The sequence below is a fragment of the Nocardioides astragali genome (assembly GCF_024436375.1).
Taxonomy (GTDB): Bacteria; Actinomycetota; Actinomycetes; order Propionibacteriales; family Nocardioidaceae; genus Nocardioides; species Nocardioides astragali.
In genome coordinates this window covers 660078-675156 of the sequence record NZ_JAFMZM010000001.1, presented here as the reverse complement: position 1 = coordinate 675156, position 15079 = coordinate 660078, and the positions used below count along the sequence as shown (strand labels likewise).

Below are 15079 nucleotides of genomic sequence, written 5' to 3'. Positions count from 1 at the left end.
GTGCTGGTCAGGCCTGCTGCGCGGCGCGCATGTCTCGACGCAGCTCGGGCGGCAGCGCGAAGATCAGCGACTCCTCGGCGGAGTGGACGGCCCGGGCGTCGGGGAAGCCGCGCTCGGACAGGAACGCCAGGACGCCCTCGACCAGGTCCTCTGGGACGGACGCACCGGAGGTCACCGACACGGTCTCGACGCCGTCGAGCCAGGCCTCGTCGATCTCGGTGTGGTCATCGACGAGGTAGGACGCCTTCGCGCCGGCCTCGAGGGCGACCTCCACCAGACGCACCGAGTTGGAGGAGTTGCGTGAGCCGACCACGATCACGAGGTCCGCGCTGGGGGAGATCTCCTTGACCGCGAGCTGGCGGTTCTGGGTGGCGTAGCAGATGTCGTCGCTCGGCGGGTCGAGCAGCAGCGGGAACCTCTCCCGGATCGCCGCCACGGTCTCGAGCGTCTCGTCGACGCTCAGCGTGGTCTGCGAGAGCCACGCGACCTTCGCCGGGTCGCGTACGACGATGCCGGCGACGTCGGCGGGGCTCTGCACGAGCTGGATGTGGTCCGGCGCCTCGCCGGCGGTGCCCTCGACCTCCTCGTGGCCCTCGTGGCCGATGAGGAGGATGTCGTAGTCGTCGCTGGCGAACCGCTTGGCCTCGTGGTGCACCTTCGTCACCAGCGGGCACGTCGCGTCGATGGTCTTGAGGCCGCGGTCGGCGGCCTGGGCGTGGACAGCGGGTGACACGCCGTGGGCGGAGAAGACGACCGTCCGGCCCTCCGGCACCTCGTCGAGCTCCTCGACGAAGATCGCGCCGCGGGACTCGAGGTTGGCCACCACGTGCTTGTTGTGCACGATCTGCTTGCGGACGTAGACGGGGGCGCCGTAGAGGTCGAGCGCCTTCTCGACGGTGATCACGGCCCGGTCCACGCCGGCGCAGTAGCCCCGCGGGGCCGCCAGCAGGACGCTCTTGGCGCTCTCGGGGTCGAGAACGGGCGGCAGGCCGAGGTCGGTCGTCATGGGGCGAGTCTAGGAGACGTGCCGAGGAATCCGGTCGTCGCGAGCGGCGCGAGACGCGTGCGCTGGCAAGGCCGAGGAGCGAAGGCGGGGTGGATTCCCCGTCGAGGGACGAGAACGCAGCCAGCGTGCGTGTATCGCGGCGCGCAGCAGAGCGGATTCCTCGGCACGTCTCCATGGGGCGGCCGCGGGACGTCGGTCCCCTCGCCTATCCTCGCCGCGTGCCCTCCCTCCGCGACGCCACGGCCGAGTCCCCGGCTCCGGTCCGGGCCGTCGTCAACGCGGTCACGCAGTGGATCGACAAGCTCGGCAGCGTCTGGGTCGAGGGACAGATCGCGCAGGTCAACCGCCGCCCCGGGGTCAACACCGTCTTCATGACGCTGCGCGACACCGTCGCCGACATCTCGGTCACCCTCACCTGCGCGCGGTCGCTGTTCGACTCGATGAACCCGCCCCTGGTGGAGGGGGCCAGCGTCGTCGTGCACGCCCGACCCACCTTCTACGCCAACCGCGGCTCCTTCTCGCTGTCCGCGCGCGAGATCAAGATGGTCGGGCTCGGCGAGCTGCTGGCCCGCCTCGAGCGGCGCCGCCAGCTGCTCGCGGCCGAGGGCCTCTTCGCTCCCGAGCTCAAGCGTGACCTGCCGTTCCTGCCCGGCCGGGTGGGCCTGGTCACCGCCCCCAACAGCGCCGCCGAGCGCGACGTCCTGGACAACGCCCGGCGCCGCTGGCCTGCCGTGCAGTTCGAGGTCTGCTACGCCGCGATGCAGGGGCAGCGGGCGACGACGGAGGTGATCGAGGCGTTGCAGCGGCTCGAGCGCAACCCCGCCGTCGACGTGATCGTGGTGGCTCGCGGCGGCGGATCGATCGAGGACCTGCTCCCCTTCTCCGACGAGGCGCTGGTCCGTGCCGTCCACGCCCTGCGCACGCCCGTGGTGTCGGCGATCGGCCACGAGCCCGACCAACCACTGCTCGACCTCGTTGCCGACGTACGAGCGTCGACACCCACCGACGCCGCCAAGCTCGTCGTCCCCGACATCGCCGAGGAGGCCCACGGCGTGACGTGGGCGCGCGACCGGCTGCGCCAGGTGATCACCCAGCGCATCGCCCGGGAGCAGGAGTGGCTGGCGCAGGTGCGCTCCCGTCCGGCGATGGCCGATCCGCGCAACCTGCTCGCCGTCCGCTCCGACGAGCTCGACGAGCTGCTCGCAAGGGCCCGTCGCACGCTGTCCCACCGTCTCGACCGCGCAGCCGACGACATCGGCCACCAGCGAGCCCGGGCGCAGGCGCTCTCGCCGCTGGCGACCCTCCAGCGCGGGTACGCCGTCCTGCAGAACGCCGACGGCCATGTCGTTGCCTCCGTCGCGCAGGCCACGACCGGGACGGCGGTGTCCGTCCGGGTCGCCGACGGACGGATCCACGCCACCACCGACCGCATCGAGCCGGATGCCATCACGACCGACCACCCGCCGCAGGAGGACCCCGATGAGTGACGCCCCCAGCTATGAAGAGGCCCGCGAGGAGCTCATCGAGGTGGTCCGCACGCTCGAGGCCGGCGGCACCACGCTCGAGGAGTCCCTGGCCCTGTGGGAGCGCGGGGAGGCGCTCGCCAAGGTGTGCCAGGAGTGGCTCGACGGGGCGCGCAAGCGGCTCGACGAGGCGATGAGCGCGGAGGGCGCGGACTGAGGGCTGGGCTGGGCTGGGCGTCTCAGCGGGTGAGCAGCTCGAGGTAGGCCTCGAGCTCCGCCACCGGCGCCGAGCCGTAGACGAGGACCGCGTCGTCCCCGAGCTCGGTGGCGTACCCACGGTCGCCTCCCTCGTCCGACCACGTCTGCCACGTGTCGGTGACCTCGGAGGGCACCGTCGCGTCGTCCCCGGGGTCGGCCTTCTCGTCGACGTAGAGGCTGACCAGCTCCTCGGCCGAGGCGTCCTGCTGGCGGATCCCGATGAAGTCGTCGTCGTCGGTGAGCACGCCCAGTCCCCAGCGCGGGTCGTCGCCGGCGCGGAGCTCGACGCTGGTCGCGGTCCACCCAGCCGGCAGCTCGCGCGGGTGCACGACCTGCAGGTCGGCCTGCTCGGCGAGCTCGACGCTCTCCTGCCACTCGACGGGCTCAGGGGTGACCTCGCCCTCGCCGCGGAACAGCCCGCGCCACGCCACGAAGGCCAGCACGAAGAGGACGGTGACGATGAGGGCGCCGGTCATGCCACCGAACGAGCGGGTGTATCGACTCGGCTGCTGACTCACGGCGCCCATCCTCCCAGCCGCCCGATAGTCCGCATCAATCGGCTGGTCATCGCCGCTGTTTCACGAGCCTTTTGATGCGGACTATCCCAAGGGGACGAGAGGCGTGACCGCAGGTGAGGATGATTGAGGCTCAGATCATCCGCAGGTGCGGCATACTGTGACCGTGATCACCTACCGAATCGCGGAGGCGGCGGAGATCCTCTCCGTCAGCGACGACACCGTACGTCGCTGGGTGGACGCCGGCCGGCTCCCGTCCCGCCGCACCGAGGGACGTACGACCGTGACCGGGCCGGACCTGGCGGAGCTGGCCGAGCACCTCGCCGAGTCCGGGGAGGTCGCCGAGCGCGACCGCACGCGGGCAGGCACCGTCAGTGCGCGCAACCGGATGAGCGGGATCGTCACGAGGGTCAAGCGCGACCTGGTCATGGCGCAGGTCGAGATGATCTGCGGGCCCTACCGCGTCGTGTCGCTGATGAGCACCGAGGCGGCCGACGAGCTCGGCCTCGAGCCCGGCGTCCGCGCCATCGCCAGCGTGAAGTCGACCAACGTCGTCGTGGAGGTTCCGTGACCGGGCGCACCGCTGTGGCGGTCCTGCTGCTGCTCCCCCTGACGGCGTGCGGCGGCGACGAAGGCGAGCAGACCCTGACGGTGCTCGCCGCGGCCAGCCTGACCGAGACCTTCACCGAGCTGGCCGAGAGGTTCGAGGACGAGCACCCCGAGGTCGACGTGGAGCTGGTCTTCGGGTCGTCGACGACCCTGGCCGAGCAGGCCGCCGACGGTGCACCGGGCGACATCCTGGCCACCGCAGATGCACGAGCGATGCAGGTCGCGGTCGACGCCGACATCGCCTCGGAGGAGCCGGAGCCGTTCGCCCTCAACGAGCTGGTCATCGTCACTCCACCGGGCAACCCCGCCGACATCAGCGGTCTTGGCAGCCTCGCGCTGCCCGGTGTCGACTGGGCCAAGTGCGCCTCCAGCGCGCCGTGCGGGGCGCTTGCCGAGACGGCGCTCGCGCGACGTGCCAGCCAGGCCGAGCCGGTCACCGAGGAGGTGGACGTCAAGGCCGTCCTGGCTCGCGTGGTGGGCGGCGAGGTCGACGCCGGCCTGGTCTACCGCACGGACGCCCTCGCCGCGGGCGACGCCGTGGAGACGATCGAGGCGGAGGAGGAGGCCGCCCCGTCCACGGTCTACGAGATCGCCACACTGGGCGACTCCGCTGCCGCATCCGACTTCGTCGAGCTTGTCCTGAGCGATCCTGGGCAGGACGTGCTGCGGGACGCAGGCTTCGAGGCCCCCCGCTACTTCAACGAGGCCGAATGAGCACCCCCCGCCTCGGCCGCGCCCCAGCCGTCCTCCTCGTCCCCGCGGTCGTGGCGGTGGCCCTGCTGGTCGTCCCGCTGGTCACCCTGGCCCTCGACACCCCCTGGCGCACCCTGCCGCAGCACCTCGGGTCAGAAGTCGTGCGCCAAGCACTCGCCATCACGGCGCTGAGCAGCCTGCTGACCGTCGTCGCCTGCGTCGTCCTCGGCACTCCCCTCGCGTGGCTGCTGGCGCGGGTCGACTTCCGCGGCCGCCGGGTCGTACGAGCCCTCGTGCTGGTCCCCCTCGTGCTGCCGCCGGTCGTGGCCGGCGTCGCCCTGGTGACGGCGCTCGGTCGCAGAGGGCTCATCGGCGAGCACCTCCCCTTCTCCATCCCCTACACGCTGACGGGCGTGGTGCTGGCCCACACGTTCGTGTCCCTGCCGTTTTACGTGCTCGCCGTCGAGGGGGCGCTGCGCACCCACGGCGCGTCGTACGACCTGGTGGCGGCCACCCTCGGCGCGGACCGGTGGACCACCTTCCACCGCGTCACGCTGCCTCTGGCACTGCCGGGGATCCTCGCGGGATGCGCCCTGGCCTGGGCGCGCAGCCTCGGGGAGTTCGGGGCCACCATCACCTTCGCGGGCAACTACCCCGGCACCACCCAGACGATGCCGAGCCTGATCTACGTCGCCCTCAGCTCCGACCCCGCCGTCGCCCGGACGCTGAGCCTCATCCTGCTCGCGCTCTCCATCGGGGTGCTGGTGCTGCTGCGCGAGCGTTGGGCGACGCCACGATGATGCGCGTCGAGGTGGACCTGCCCGGCCGCGTCCGCGCCGACCTCACCGCCGAGGCAGGTGAGGTGGTCGTGGTGATCGGCCCCAACGGTGCGGGCAAGTCGACCCTGCTCCAGGCGATCGCGGGACTGGCGCCCGGCCGGGTGAGCGTCGAGGGCGAGGAGTGGACCGACCTCGACGTGCCGCAGCGCCGGGTCGGCTACGTCTTCCAGGACCAGAGCCTCTTCCCGCACCTCACCGCGCTCGACAACGTCACGTTCGGGCCGCGCGCCCGCGGCCGGAGCCGGGCAGCCGCCGAGGCGGTGGCGCGCGACTGGCTCGAGCGATTCGGGATCGCCGACCTGGCCGACCGTCGTCCGCGTGAGCTCTCCGGCGGGCAGGCCCAGCGGGTGGCGATCGCGCGGGCCCTGGCCACCGACCCCGCCGTGCTGCTGCTCGACGAGCCCTTCAGTGGGCTCGACGTCTCGGTCCAGATGGCGCTGCGCCTCGAGCTCGGCCGGCACCTGCGCGACTTTCCCGGCATCGCCCTGCTGGTCACCCACGACGCGATCGACGCGCTCACCCTCGCCGACCGGGTGCTCGTCCTCGACGCCGGGCAGGTGGCCCAGGTCGGCCCTCCGGCCGAGGTGGCAGCCGAGCCCCGGACCCCCCACGTGGCCAGGCTCGTCGGGCTCAACCTCGTCGAGGACGGCAGGGACCTGATGGCGTTCACGCCCGACGCCGTCGTCGTGTCCCTGGCCGAGCCGGTGGGCTCCTCCCGGCTCCGCTGGCACGGTCCGATCGGCACGGTCGCGCCGCACGGCGACGCCGTACGCCTGCTGGTGCACGCCGGCCCCGACCTGCTGGCCGACGTCACCCCGGCCGCCGCCACCGAGCTCGGCCTGGTGCCCGGACTCGAGGTGTGGCTGTCGGCGAAGGCGACGGCCGTGAGCCGGTACGGAGCACGCGACCGACCCGGACAAGGGGGCCGATAACGTGTGCGCCATGAGCCCCACCACCGGCAAGCCCGACCGCAACCTCGCCCTCGAGCTGGTGCGGGTCACCGAGGCCGCGGCCATGGCAGCCGGCCGCTGGGTGGGGCGGGGCGACAAGAACGACGCCGACGGTGTGGCCGTCGAGGCGATGCGCGCGATGATCTCCACGATCGGCATGCGCGGCACAGTCGTCATCGGCGAGGGCGAGAAGGACAACGCCCCGATGCTCTTCAACGGCGAGGAGGTCGGCGACGGCACCGGGCCCGAGTGCGACGTGGCGGTCGACCCGATCGACGGCACCACGCTGACCGCCAAGGGCATGAACAACGCGATCGCGGTGCTGGCGGTGTCGCCGCGCGGCACGATGTACGACCCCAGCGCGGTCTTCTACATGGACAAGCTGGCGACCGGGCCCGAAGCCGCTGACCGGGTCGACATCCGGCTGCCGGTGAAGGAGAACATCGCGCGCGTGGCCAAGGCCAAGGGCCTCTCCATCCACGACGTGACGGTCGTGCTCCTCGACAGGCCACGCCACGCCGGACTGGTCGAGGACATCCGGGACACCGGGGCTCGCATCAAGTACATCACCGATGGCGACGTGGCCGGCGCGATCATGGCTGCCCGCCCGGACACCGGCGTCGACCTGATGCTCGGCGTCGGCGGCACCCCCGAGGGCATCATCGCGGCCTGCGCGATGAAGTGCATCGGCGGCAAGATCCAGGGCCGGCTGTGGCCTCAGGACGACGACGAGCGGCAGCGCGCGCTGGACGCCGGCCACAATCTCGACGCCGACTTCGTGCTCGGCACCGACGACCTGGTCACCGGCGACGACGCCTTCTTCGTGGCCACCGGCATCACCGACGGCGAGCTCATGCGCGGCGTGCGCTACCGCGGCGAGGGCGTCACGACCCACTCGCTCGTGATGCGCTCGCGCAGCGGCACCGTCCGGTCGATCACCGCCGAGCACCGGCTCTCGAAGCTACGCGATCTCTCCCCGATCGACTTCGACAGCTGACGGCACCACGGCCGGTCGCAGGGCCGCCGAGACCGCCGCTATGACCACGGGGTCGAACGCCATGCCCACGTGGGACGAGCGGACCTCGACCGCGTGGGCAGCTGGGTCGACGCACGCCCGCCAGTCGACGATGCCGTCGCGGCGGGAGTAGATCGCGGTGAAGTCCACGTCGTCGCGCAGCTCGGCCCGCGCCTGGGCGAAGCTCTCCTGGGCGCAGTTGCCTGCCACGCAGTCCTCGGTCATCAGGTTGCGCAGACCAGCGCGGTTGAGGCGCACGAGCAGGTCGACGCTGCGGGCCAGTGAGGCGTGGTGGGCGCCGGGCGCCAGCATCGGGCTGCCCAGCGTGACGATCCCCGCGACCAGGTCGGGGCGACGGGCCGCGACGCCGCGGGCCAGCATCCCGCCCAGGCTGTGGCCGACGATCCGCACCCGCGAGCCGCGGCGCTGGGTGATCTCCTCCAGCCGCTCCTCGAGCTGGGCGGCGGCGGCCAGCGTGCACCCGACGTTGGCGCGGATGTCCGCGCGGTAGGTGCGGAAGCCCTGCTGCCGCAGCGTCCGGCTCATCGGGCCGAGCGAGGAGTCACCCGCGAGGAAGCCGGGAACCATGAGCACCGGCTCGCTGACGCGCACCGGTCGCGAACCGTAGGGCGTACGTCGTCGCGCCCCGCGGGCGCTGAAGGCGTGCACCGCATAGCGCCCGGCCTCGGCGACAACCGATCCTTCACGCAGCACGGCGGCCACCGAGGGCTGTGCGAAGCCCTCTGGCGTCAGGAATGCCGCCACTGTGCGCTGGGTCACAATCATCGAACGTAGCCCAGAACCCCAACGGAATGGGGGACGTCACCCCTTTATGCGTTCTTTTGGGGATCACGGTCGTGTTCACTGGAGGCATGTCTACGTCCCGTCGCGCCAGCACCGAGGCGCCCGTCGTCTCCGGCGAGCTGCTCGCGCCCGTCGGCAACGACGTCGAGCTGTGCTACCAGAGGTTCGGCGACCCCGAGGGGGAGCCGCTGCTGCTGGTGATGGGTCTCGGCGGCCCGATGACGTGGTGGGACGACGAGCTCTGCCTGATGCTCGCGTCGGAGGGCTTCTACGTCATCCGCTACGACAACCGCGACGCCGGTCGCTCCACCAGGATGCGGGCCCGGGTGACCCGCGGACAGCTCATCGGGGCGTTCGCCGGCCGCAAGGTCAAGGCGCCGTACTCGATGGCGGACCTCGCCGGCGACGCCGTCGCGCTGCTCGACCACCTCGGCCTGGAGTCGGCCCATCTCGCCGGGATCTCGATGGGCGGCATGATCGCCCAGACGGTGGCCCTCGACCATCCCCAGCGGGTGCGCTCACTGACGAGCATCATGTCGACCACGGGCAGGCGCACCGTGGGGTGGCAGGACCCGCGCCTCCTCCCTGCCCTCATCGCGCCGCGCAAGCCGGGGCGCGAGTCCTACATCGCCACCAGCGTGGCGTTCTGGGACGTGATCGGCTCCGCCGCATATCCGGCGGATCCCGAGGTGCTGGCGCGGCGCGCCGGCGAGACCTTCGACCGCGGCTACAGCACGAGCGGCGTGATGCGGCAGATGCTGGCGGTCCTCACGCAGCCCGACCGCACCCAGCGTCTGCGCAGCCTGCGCGTCCCGGCACTCGTCGTGCACGGCATGGCCGACAAGATGGTCCACGTCAGCGGCGGGCGCTCGACAGCCGCCGCGATCCCCGGCGCCGAGCTGGTGCTGGTCGACGGGATGGGCCACGACCTCCCGCCTGCCCTCTTCGAGACGTTCGTCGAGGCGATCGCCCGGACGGCCGACCGCGCCGGCTAGACGGGTCGGGCGCCGGCTTCGGCGGAGGCCGTGAAGAGGGCCGGCTCGCCGTAGCCAGCGTCCGCGAAGGCCCGGCGTACGTCGTCCCCCGACGCCTCGACGGCGTCGTCGGGCAGCAGCCCGATGACGCAGCCGCCGAACCCTCCCCCGGTCATCCGGGCGCCGATCGCGCCGGCGCCCATGAGTGCCTCGACCGCGGTGTCGACCTCGGGCACGGTGATCCGGAAGTCGTCGCGCATCGAGGCGTGCGACTCGGACAGCATCGGGCCCAGCTCGGCCAGCCGCCCCTCTCGCAGGACCCGCACCGCAGCCAGGACCCGGTCGTCCTCGGTGACGACGTGCCGGACGTAGCGCTGGAGCTCCTCGTCGTCGAGCCGGGCGACCGCGGCCTCGGCATCGGTGACGTCGCGCAGTGCTCGCACCCCGAGCCGCCGGGCCGCCTCCTCGCACCCGCTGCGGCGGGCGGCGTACTCCCCGTCCGCGTGGCGGTGCGGAGCTCGGGTGTCGACCACGAGCAGGGTCAGGCCGGCGGCCGACGGGTCGAACGGCACCGGCTGCGACGTCAGGTCGCGCATGTCGCAGAACAGCGCGTGGCCGGCCTCGCCGCGCAGGCTGATCAGCTGGTCCATCCCGCCGGTCGGGGCGCCCACGGCGTCGTTCTCGACGCGACGGCTCAGGTCGAGGAGACCGTCGTCACCCAGCCGGAGGCCCAGGTGGTCGTCGAGGGCCCGTACGACCGAGCACACGAGCGCCGCCGAGGACGAGAGGCCCGCACCCGAGGGCACGTCGGAGTCGACCTCGATGCGCAGCGCAGGCACCTCGACGCCGTCGTCGCGGAGCAGCCAGAGCGCGCCCAGCACGTACGACGCCCACTCGGGCACCTCCGCCCGGTCCTCGAGCCCGGAGGGGGCGACGGTGACCGGCTCGGGAGCCTGCGCGGAGACGACCGTCCACCCGTCGCCGGCGTCCTCGATCGTGGCGGTGCAGCCCATCGCCAGTGCCATCGGAAGAACGAAGCCGTCGTTGTAGTCAGTGTGCTCGCCGATGACGTTGATGCGTCCGGGCGCGAACCAGCGCGTCACATGGACCTCTCTCGTTACGGGTTCTGGGCAGGCTCGATGGGGTGAGGAGCGGTTGCCAACAGTAGCCGCAGCCGATAGACCAGTGACTGGAGTCACAACATAGGAGGGCGCATGGCATCACGTTCATCGACCCGACCACGCGGTCGTCCGCGGTCTCGACGCATTGCCGGCTCGGCGGTCACCCTGGCGCTCGCCAGCAGCCTCCTGGCGGCATGCGGCGGGGACGGCGGAAAACCCGAGCTGGTCTGGTACATCAACCCCGACGCCGGCGGCCAGGCAGCGATCGCCGAGGACTGCTCCACCGACGACTACACGATCACCACCCAGGTCCTGCCGCAGGACGCGAGCCAGCAGCGCATCCAGCTGGCGCGGCGCCTCGCGGCCAAGGACCCGGCCATCGACCTGATGTCGCTCGACCCGCCGTTCACGGCCGAGTTCGCCGACGCCGGATTCCTCGCCGACGTGCCGCAGGACGCCATCTCCCAGCTGGAGGAGCAGGGCACCTTCCAGGGTGCCATCGAGGCGGCCACGTGGGAGGACGAGCTCGTCGTCTTCCCGTTCTGGTCCAACACGCAGGTCCTCTGGTATCGCAAGTCCTTCGTCGAGAAGGCTGGCATCGACATGTCACAGCCCGTCACCTGGGACCAGATCATCGACGTCGCCAGCGAGAACGGCGGCAAGATCGGCGTGCAGGCCAACAAGTACGAGGGCTACGTCGTGTGGATCAACGCGCTCGTGGAGAGCGCGGGCGGCACGCTCCTCGAGAACGCCGAGCAGGGAGTCGACGCGGACCTGACGATCGCCGAGGAGCCCGGGACCGTGGCAGCGGGCATCATCGAGAAGCTCGCCTCCTCCGAGGCGGCGCCCTCCGACCTCAGCGTCTCCAACGAGGGCACGGCCGGCTCGACGTTCGGCTCCGACCAGGGATCGTTCCTGGTCAACTGGACCTACATCTGGCACAACTACGACGAGACCGCTCCCGAGGTGGCCGAGGACATCGGCTACACCCGCTACCCGCAGGCCGTCGAGGGCGAGGACTCGCGTCCGCCCTACGGTGGCATCGGCATCGGCGTCAGCGCGTACTCCGACGACAAGGACCTCGCCCTCGAGGCGGCGGCCTGTCTCGTCGAGCCCGAGCAGCAGGGCAAGAACGCGGAGATGACCGGCAACATGCCGGCCAGCACCGCGGGCTACGAGTACCCCGCCCTCGCCGAGCTCTACCCCGAGGACCTGCTGGCGCTGTTCCAGGAGAGCGTCGACGCCTCGGCACCCCGCACCGTGACCCCCTACTGGAGCGACGTCTCCAGCTCCATCCAGGGCACGTGGCACCCGCCTGCCGGCGTCGACTCCGAGACCCCCGAGTCCTCCCAGGCATTCATCGAGGAGATCCTGAAGGGAGGGAAGCTGCTGTGACCACGACCGTGGCACCCGACTCGGAGCGCGACGTCAAGCGCTCACCCAAGAAGACGGTCAGCGACCGCACCTCGGCGGAGAACAGGCTCGGCATCAAGCTGGTCGCGCCGGCCGTGGTGCTGATGCTCCTCGTCACGGCGTGGCCGATGATCCAGGCGCTCTACCTGTCACTGTTCCGCTACCGGCTGACGGCACCCGACGACCGCGAGTTCATCGGCATCGACAACTACGTGACGGTGCTGAGCGACAGCCTGTTCTGGCGCGACACGTGGAACACGCTGCTGATCATGGTCGTGACGGTGGCGGTCGAGCTGGTCATCGGGTTCGCGTTCGCCATGGTGATGCACCGCATCGTGTTCGCACGCGGTGTCATGCGGACCTCGATCCTGATCCCCTACGGCATCATCACGGTGGTCTCGGCATTCGCCTGGCAGTTCGCGTTCTCGCTCAACAACGGCTTCGTGAACTCGTGGTTCAACTGGCTGCCGTGGATCGCCGAGGACACCAACTGGTTCGGCGACCACTGGCCCGCGATGTTCGCGATCATGGTCTCGGAGATCTGGAAGACCACGCCCTTCATGGCACTGCTCCTCCTGGCGGGCCTGGCCCAGGTCAGCGAGGACATGCTCGAGGCGGCGAAGGTCGACGGCGCCACCTGGTGGCAGCGGCTATGGAAGGTGATCCTGCCCAACATGCGCGCGGCGATCATGGTCGCGGTGCTCTTCCGGGCGCTCGACGCCTACCGCATCTTCGACAACATCTTCGTGATGACGCGAGGTGCGCAGGACACCGAGTCGATCTCGTTCCTCACCTATCGACAAGTCATCGAGCAGATGCAGCTGGGACTGGGATCCGCACTGTCGGTGATCCTGTTCCTGTCCGTGCTGCTGCTGGCGTGGCTGATCGTCAAGCTGTTCAAGGTCGACCTGGCACAGGCAAGGGGTGAGGGCTGATGAGAGGCAAGACCACGATCGGCACGTGGATCGGGTTCATCATGATCATGCTGTGGTGCCTGTTCCCGGTGGCCTGGATCCTCTCGCTGTCGTTCAAGTCCGAGGGCGAGACGGCGACGGGCAGCGCCCAGTTCCTCCCCAAGGACCCCACGTTCGACAACTACAGCGCCATCCTCGACAACGGCGACTTCACCCGGGCTCTCATCAACTCGTTCGGCATCTCGCTGATCGCCACGGTGCTCTCGGTCATCCTCGCCACGCTGGCGGCGTACGCCATCGCGCGGCTGGAGTTCAAGGGCAAGCGCTTCGTGCTCTCGCTCGCCCTCGCGATCGCGATGTTCCCGGTGGTGGCGCTGGTGGGTCCGCTGTTCGACATGTGGACCACGTTCGGGCTCTTCAACACCTGGCCCGGCCTGATCATCCCCTACATGTCCTTCACGCTGCCGCTGGCGATCTGGACCCTGTCGGCCTTCTTCCGCGAGATCCCATGGGAGATGGAGCAGGCAGCACAGGTCGACGGCGCCACGACGTGGCAGGCGTTCCGCAAGGTCATCGTGCCGCTCGCCGCACCCGGTGTGTTCACCGCGGCGATCCTGACCTTCTTCTTCGCGTGGAACGAGTTCGTGCTCGCGATCTCACTGACCTCCACGACGTCCTCACGGACGGTGCCGGCGCAGATGTCGTTCTTCGTCGGCCCCGACCCGTTCAACCCGCCGTACGCGCAGCTTGCGACGGCGTCGGTCATCGTCACGTTGCCGGTGATCGTCATCGTCCTGCTTTTCCAGCGCAAGATCGTTGCCGGCCTGACCTCCGGCGCAGTGAAGGGGTGATCAGCTCATGGCTGCCATCGAGATGAAGAACATCGTCAAGCAGTACGGCGACGGCTTCCCGGCCGTCAACGACGTGAGCATCGACGTGGCGGACGGGGAGTTCCTCATCCTCGTCGGCCCGTCGGGGTGTGGGAAGTCCACGCTCCTGCGGATGATCGTCGGCCTCGAGGACATCACCGACGGCGACATGATCATCGGCGGGAAGAAGGTCAACGACCTGGCCCCGCGCGACCGCAACCTGTCGATGGTGTTCCAGAACTACGCCCTCTACCCCCACCTCACCGTCTACGAGAACATCGCGTTCCCGCTGCGGCTGGCGGGCGCCTCGGACTCCGAGGTCGACAAGAAGGTGCGCGACGCGTCGAAGACGCTGGAGCTCGACGAGCACCTCGAGCGCAAGCCCGGCAACCTGTCGGGCGGGCAGCGCCAGCGCGTCGCGATGGGTCGTGCCATCGTCCGCGATGCGGAGGCGTTCCTCTTCGACGAGCCCCTGTCCAACCTCGACGCCAAGCTCCGCGGGCAGATGCGTACGGAGATCGCCCGCCTGCAGAAGCGCCTGGGCATCACCACGGTCTACGTCACCCACGACCAGACCGAGGCGATGACGCTGGGCGACCGGGTCGCGGTGCTCAAGCGTGGCGTCCTGCAGCAGCTCGCCACGCCTCGTGAGCTCTACGAGAACCCGGCCAACCTGTTCGTCGCCGGCTTCATCGGCTCGCCGCCGATGAACTTCCTCCCAGCGACGGTGAAGGGCAACCAGGTGGAGCTGCCGTTCGGGACGGTGACGATCCCGGACGACAAGGCGGCGAAGGCACAGGACAAGGGCCTGCTGATCGCCGGCGTCCGGCCGGAGCACTTCGAGGACGCCAGCGTCGTCGACAGCGACAAGGTGACCGAGGAGGCGACGTTCAACGCCACGGTGGACGTCGTGGAGTGGCTGGGCAACGAGGCCTACGCCTACATCCCGTTCGAGGCGCCGCCGGAGGTGGAGAAGCAGCTCCAGCAGCTCGAGCGCGACCTCGACGGCGAGTCGCTGCGCACCCAGCTCGTGGTCTCGCTCGACGGCGCGAGCCGGATCAGCGAGGGCGACGACGCGAAGATCTGGGTCGACGCCCGCAAGATCCACCTGTTCGACCCGGCGAGCGGCGACAACCTCACCATGGACTCCTCCAAGGCGGGGATCGTGCCCGGTGGCAACGCGATGGCCAAGGCCGAGGAGGTCGGTGAGGCGCAGGACAGCGTGCAGCCCGGCTCAGACCAGGCCACCACCTGATCCGGGGCGACGCAGAACAGTGCCGGTGACCTGTCAGGTCACCGGCACTGTTGCGTGAGCGGTCGCGTCACCAGTCGACGGGCTGCTTGTGCTTCCCCGTGAACGCTTCGGGAGCAGGGTTGCGGTGCTCCCGACCGTCGGCAGGAAAGGTCTTCTGGCCCGGGCGGTTCTCCCGCCCGTCGGCGGGGTAGGAGCGGTGGGCCGGGACGCTGGTCTCGGCACTGGGTGCCTGGGCCGGCTTGCTGATCGTGCCGGTCGCGCTCTTCTCCACACCGCAGGCTGTCGTGGCGAAGAAGGTCCCGGCGATGGCGGCGGCAGCAGCGATGGTGCGGCCGGCGTGTGATGTGTTCATGGTGCTTTCCTCTCGGGATGTGGCCCCGG

General features: G+C 70.5%; 17 protein-coding genes. 12 read left to right on the top strand and 5 right to left on the bottom strand.

Going from position 1 to position 15079, the window contains the following annotated elements:
* Nucleotides 1–7 precede the first annotated feature (7 nt).
* Nucleotides 8–1006, bottom strand: coding sequence for a 4-hydroxy-3-methylbut-2-enyl diphosphate reductase (locus J3P44_RS03370; RefSeq protein WP_255888817.1), 999 nt, complete (start codon nt 1004–1006; stop codon nt 8–10).
* A gap of 218 nt (nt 1007–1224) precedes the next feature.
* Here J3P44_RS03370 and xseA point away from each other — a divergent pair, with 218 nt between their 5' ends.
* A complete protein-coding gene (xseA, locus tag J3P44_RS03365; protein ID WP_255888816.1) occupies nt 1225–2493 on the top strand; it encodes an exodeoxyribonuclease VII large subunit in 1269 nt (422 codons plus the stop codon).
* The gene (locus J3P44_RS03360) at nt 2486–2686 is read left to right on the top strand and encodes an exodeoxyribonuclease VII small subunit (RefSeq protein ID WP_255888815.1); all 201 of its coding nucleotides are present in this window, start codon (nt 2486–2488) and stop codon (nt 2684–2686) included. The genes xseA and J3P44_RS03360 overlap by 8 nt, the downstream gene beginning before the upstream one ends.
* Nucleotides 2687–2708: 22 nt before the next feature.
* Here the strand turns inward: J3P44_RS03360 and J3P44_RS03355 are convergent, their stop codons facing one another.
* Nucleotides 2709–3245 (bottom strand): DUF4245 domain-containing protein, encoded by a 537-nt coding sequence (locus J3P44_RS03355; RefSeq protein WP_255888814.1) that lies wholly within the window; start codon nt 3243–3245, stop codon nt 2709–2711.
* 163 nt (nt 3246–3408) lie between these two features.
* Between J3P44_RS03355 and J3P44_RS03350 the strand changes: the two genes are divergently transcribed.
* The 5 genes from J3P44_RS03350 to glpX are packed head-to-tail and all read left to right on the top strand — an operon-like array spanning nt 3409 to nt 7330.
* Nucleotides 3409–3813: a TOBE domain-containing protein gene (locus tag J3P44_RS03350; RefSeq protein ID WP_255888813.1), complete on the top strand. Its 405-nt coding sequence runs from the start codon at nt 3409–3411 to the stop codon at nt 3811–3813.
* A complete protein-coding gene (gene modA / locus J3P44_RS03345; protein ID WP_255888812.1) occupies nt 3810–4565 on the top strand; it encodes a molybdate ABC transporter substrate-binding protein in 756 nt (251 codons plus the stop codon). Before J3P44_RS03350 ends, modA begins: the two co-directional genes overlap by 4 nt.
* On the top strand, nt 4562–5344 hold the full coding sequence (gene modB / locus J3P44_RS03340; protein WP_255888811.1) for a molybdate ABC transporter permease subunit: 783 nt from the start codon (nt 4562–4564) through the stop codon (nt 5342–5344). Before modA ends, modB begins: the two co-directional genes overlap by 4 nt.
* Nucleotides 5344–6315, top strand: a complete 972-nt coding sequence (locus J3P44_RS03335; RefSeq protein ID WP_255888810.1) for a sulfate/molybdate ABC transporter ATP-binding protein — start codon at nt 5344–5346, stop codon at nt 6313–6315. Before modB ends, J3P44_RS03335 begins: the two co-directional genes overlap by 1 nt.
* 10 nt (nt 6316–6325) lie before the next feature.
* A complete protein-coding gene (glpX, locus tag J3P44_RS03330; protein WP_255888809.1) occupies nt 6326–7330 on the top strand; it encodes a class II fructose-bisphosphatase in 1005 nt (334 codons plus the stop codon).
* Here the strand turns inward: glpX and J3P44_RS03325 are convergent.
* Complete coding sequence (locus J3P44_RS03325; protein ID WP_255888808.1) at nt 7295–8128, bottom strand: alpha/beta fold hydrolase; 834 nt, start codon at nt 8126–8128, stop codon at nt 7295–7297. The two genes, glpX and J3P44_RS03325, sit on opposite strands and share 36 nt — an antisense overlap.
* 92 nt (nt 8129–8220) lie before the next feature.
* Between J3P44_RS03325 and J3P44_RS03320 the strand changes: the two genes are divergently transcribed.
* On the top strand, nt 8221–9147 hold the full coding sequence (locus tag J3P44_RS03320) for an alpha/beta fold hydrolase (protein ID WP_255888807.1): 927 nt from the start codon (nt 8221–8223) through the stop codon (nt 9145–9147).
* On the opposite strand, the gene galK is transcribed toward J3P44_RS03320, so the two are convergent.
* Nucleotides 9144–10229, bottom strand: coding sequence for a galactokinase (galK, locus tag J3P44_RS03315; RefSeq protein WP_255888806.1), 1086 nt, complete (start codon nt 10227–10229; stop codon nt 9144–9146). The genes J3P44_RS03320 and galK overlap by 4 nt on opposite strands.
* A 111-nt stretch (nt 10230–10340) precedes the next feature.
* On the opposite strand from galK, the gene J3P44_RS03310 reads away from it, so the two are divergent.
* Genes J3P44_RS03310 through J3P44_RS03295 form a run of 4 tightly spaced genes read left to right on the top strand, consistent with a single transcriptional unit; the run spans nt 10341 to nt 14698 of the window.
* Nucleotides 10341–11642, top strand: a complete 1302-nt coding sequence (locus tag J3P44_RS03310) for an extracellular solute-binding protein (RefSeq protein ID WP_255888805.1) — start codon at nt 10341–10343, stop codon at nt 11640–11642.
* The gene (locus J3P44_RS03305) at nt 11639–12595 is read left to right on the top strand and encodes a carbohydrate ABC transporter permease (protein WP_255888804.1); all 957 of its coding nucleotides are present in this window, start codon (nt 11639–11641) and stop codon (nt 12593–12595) included. The genes J3P44_RS03310 and J3P44_RS03305 overlap by 4 nt, the downstream gene beginning before the upstream one ends.
* Nucleotides 12595–13425: a carbohydrate ABC transporter permease gene (locus J3P44_RS03300; protein WP_255888803.1), complete on the top strand. Its 831-nt coding sequence runs from the start codon at nt 12595–12597 to the stop codon at nt 13423–13425. Before J3P44_RS03305 ends, J3P44_RS03300 begins: the two co-directional genes overlap by 1 nt.
* Before the next feature lie 7 nt (nt 13426–13432).
* Nucleotides 13433–14698, top strand: coding sequence for an ABC transporter ATP-binding protein (locus J3P44_RS03295; RefSeq protein ID WP_255888802.1), 1266 nt, complete (start codon nt 13433–13435; stop codon nt 14696–14698).
* 67 nt (nt 14699–14765) lie between these two features.
* On the opposite strand, the gene J3P44_RS03290 is transcribed toward J3P44_RS03295, so the two are convergent.
* Entirely contained in the window at nt 14766–15050 is a 285-nt protein-coding gene (locus tag J3P44_RS03290) for a hypothetical protein (protein ID WP_255888801.1), read from the bottom strand.
* Nucleotides 15051–15079 lie beyond the last annotated feature (29 nt).

Coding starts and splice junctions, on each gene's coding strand:
- J3P44_RS03360 (WP_255888815.1), top strand. CDS start 2,486: ATGAGTGACGCCCCCAGCTATGAAGAGGCCCGCGAGGAGCTCATCGAG.
- J3P44_RS03300 (WP_255888803.1), top strand. CDS start 12,595: ATGAGAGGCAAGACCACGATCGGCACGTGGATCGGGTTCATCATGATC.
- J3P44_RS03310 (WP_255888805.1), top strand. CDS start 10,341: ATGGCATCACGTTCATCGACCCGACCACGCGGTCGTCCGCGGTCTCGA.
- glpX (WP_255888809.1), top strand. CDS start 6,326: ATGAGCCCCACCACCGGCAAGCCCGACCGCAACCTCGCCCTCGAGCTG.
- J3P44_RS03335 (WP_255888810.1), top strand. CDS start 5,344: ATGCGCGTCGAGGTGGACCTGCCCGGCCGCGTCCGCGCCGACCTCACC.
- modB (WP_255888811.1), top strand. CDS start 4,562: ATGAGCACCCCCCGCCTCGGCCGCGCCCCAGCCGTCCTCCTCGTCCCC.
- J3P44_RS03370 (WP_255888817.1), bottom strand. CDS start 1,006: ATGACGACCGACCTCGGCCTGCCGCCCGTTCTCGACCCCGAGAGCGCC.
- J3P44_RS03290 (WP_255888801.1), bottom strand. CDS start 15,050: ATGAACACATCACACGCCGGCCGCACCATCGCTGCTGCCGCCGCCATC.
- J3P44_RS03320 (WP_255888807.1), top strand. CDS start 8,221: ATGTCTACGTCCCGTCGCGCCAGCACCGAGGCGCCCGTCGTCTCCGGC.
- J3P44_RS03295 (WP_255888802.1), top strand. CDS start 13,433: ATGGCTGCCATCGAGATGAAGAACATCGTCAAGCAGTACGGCGACGGC.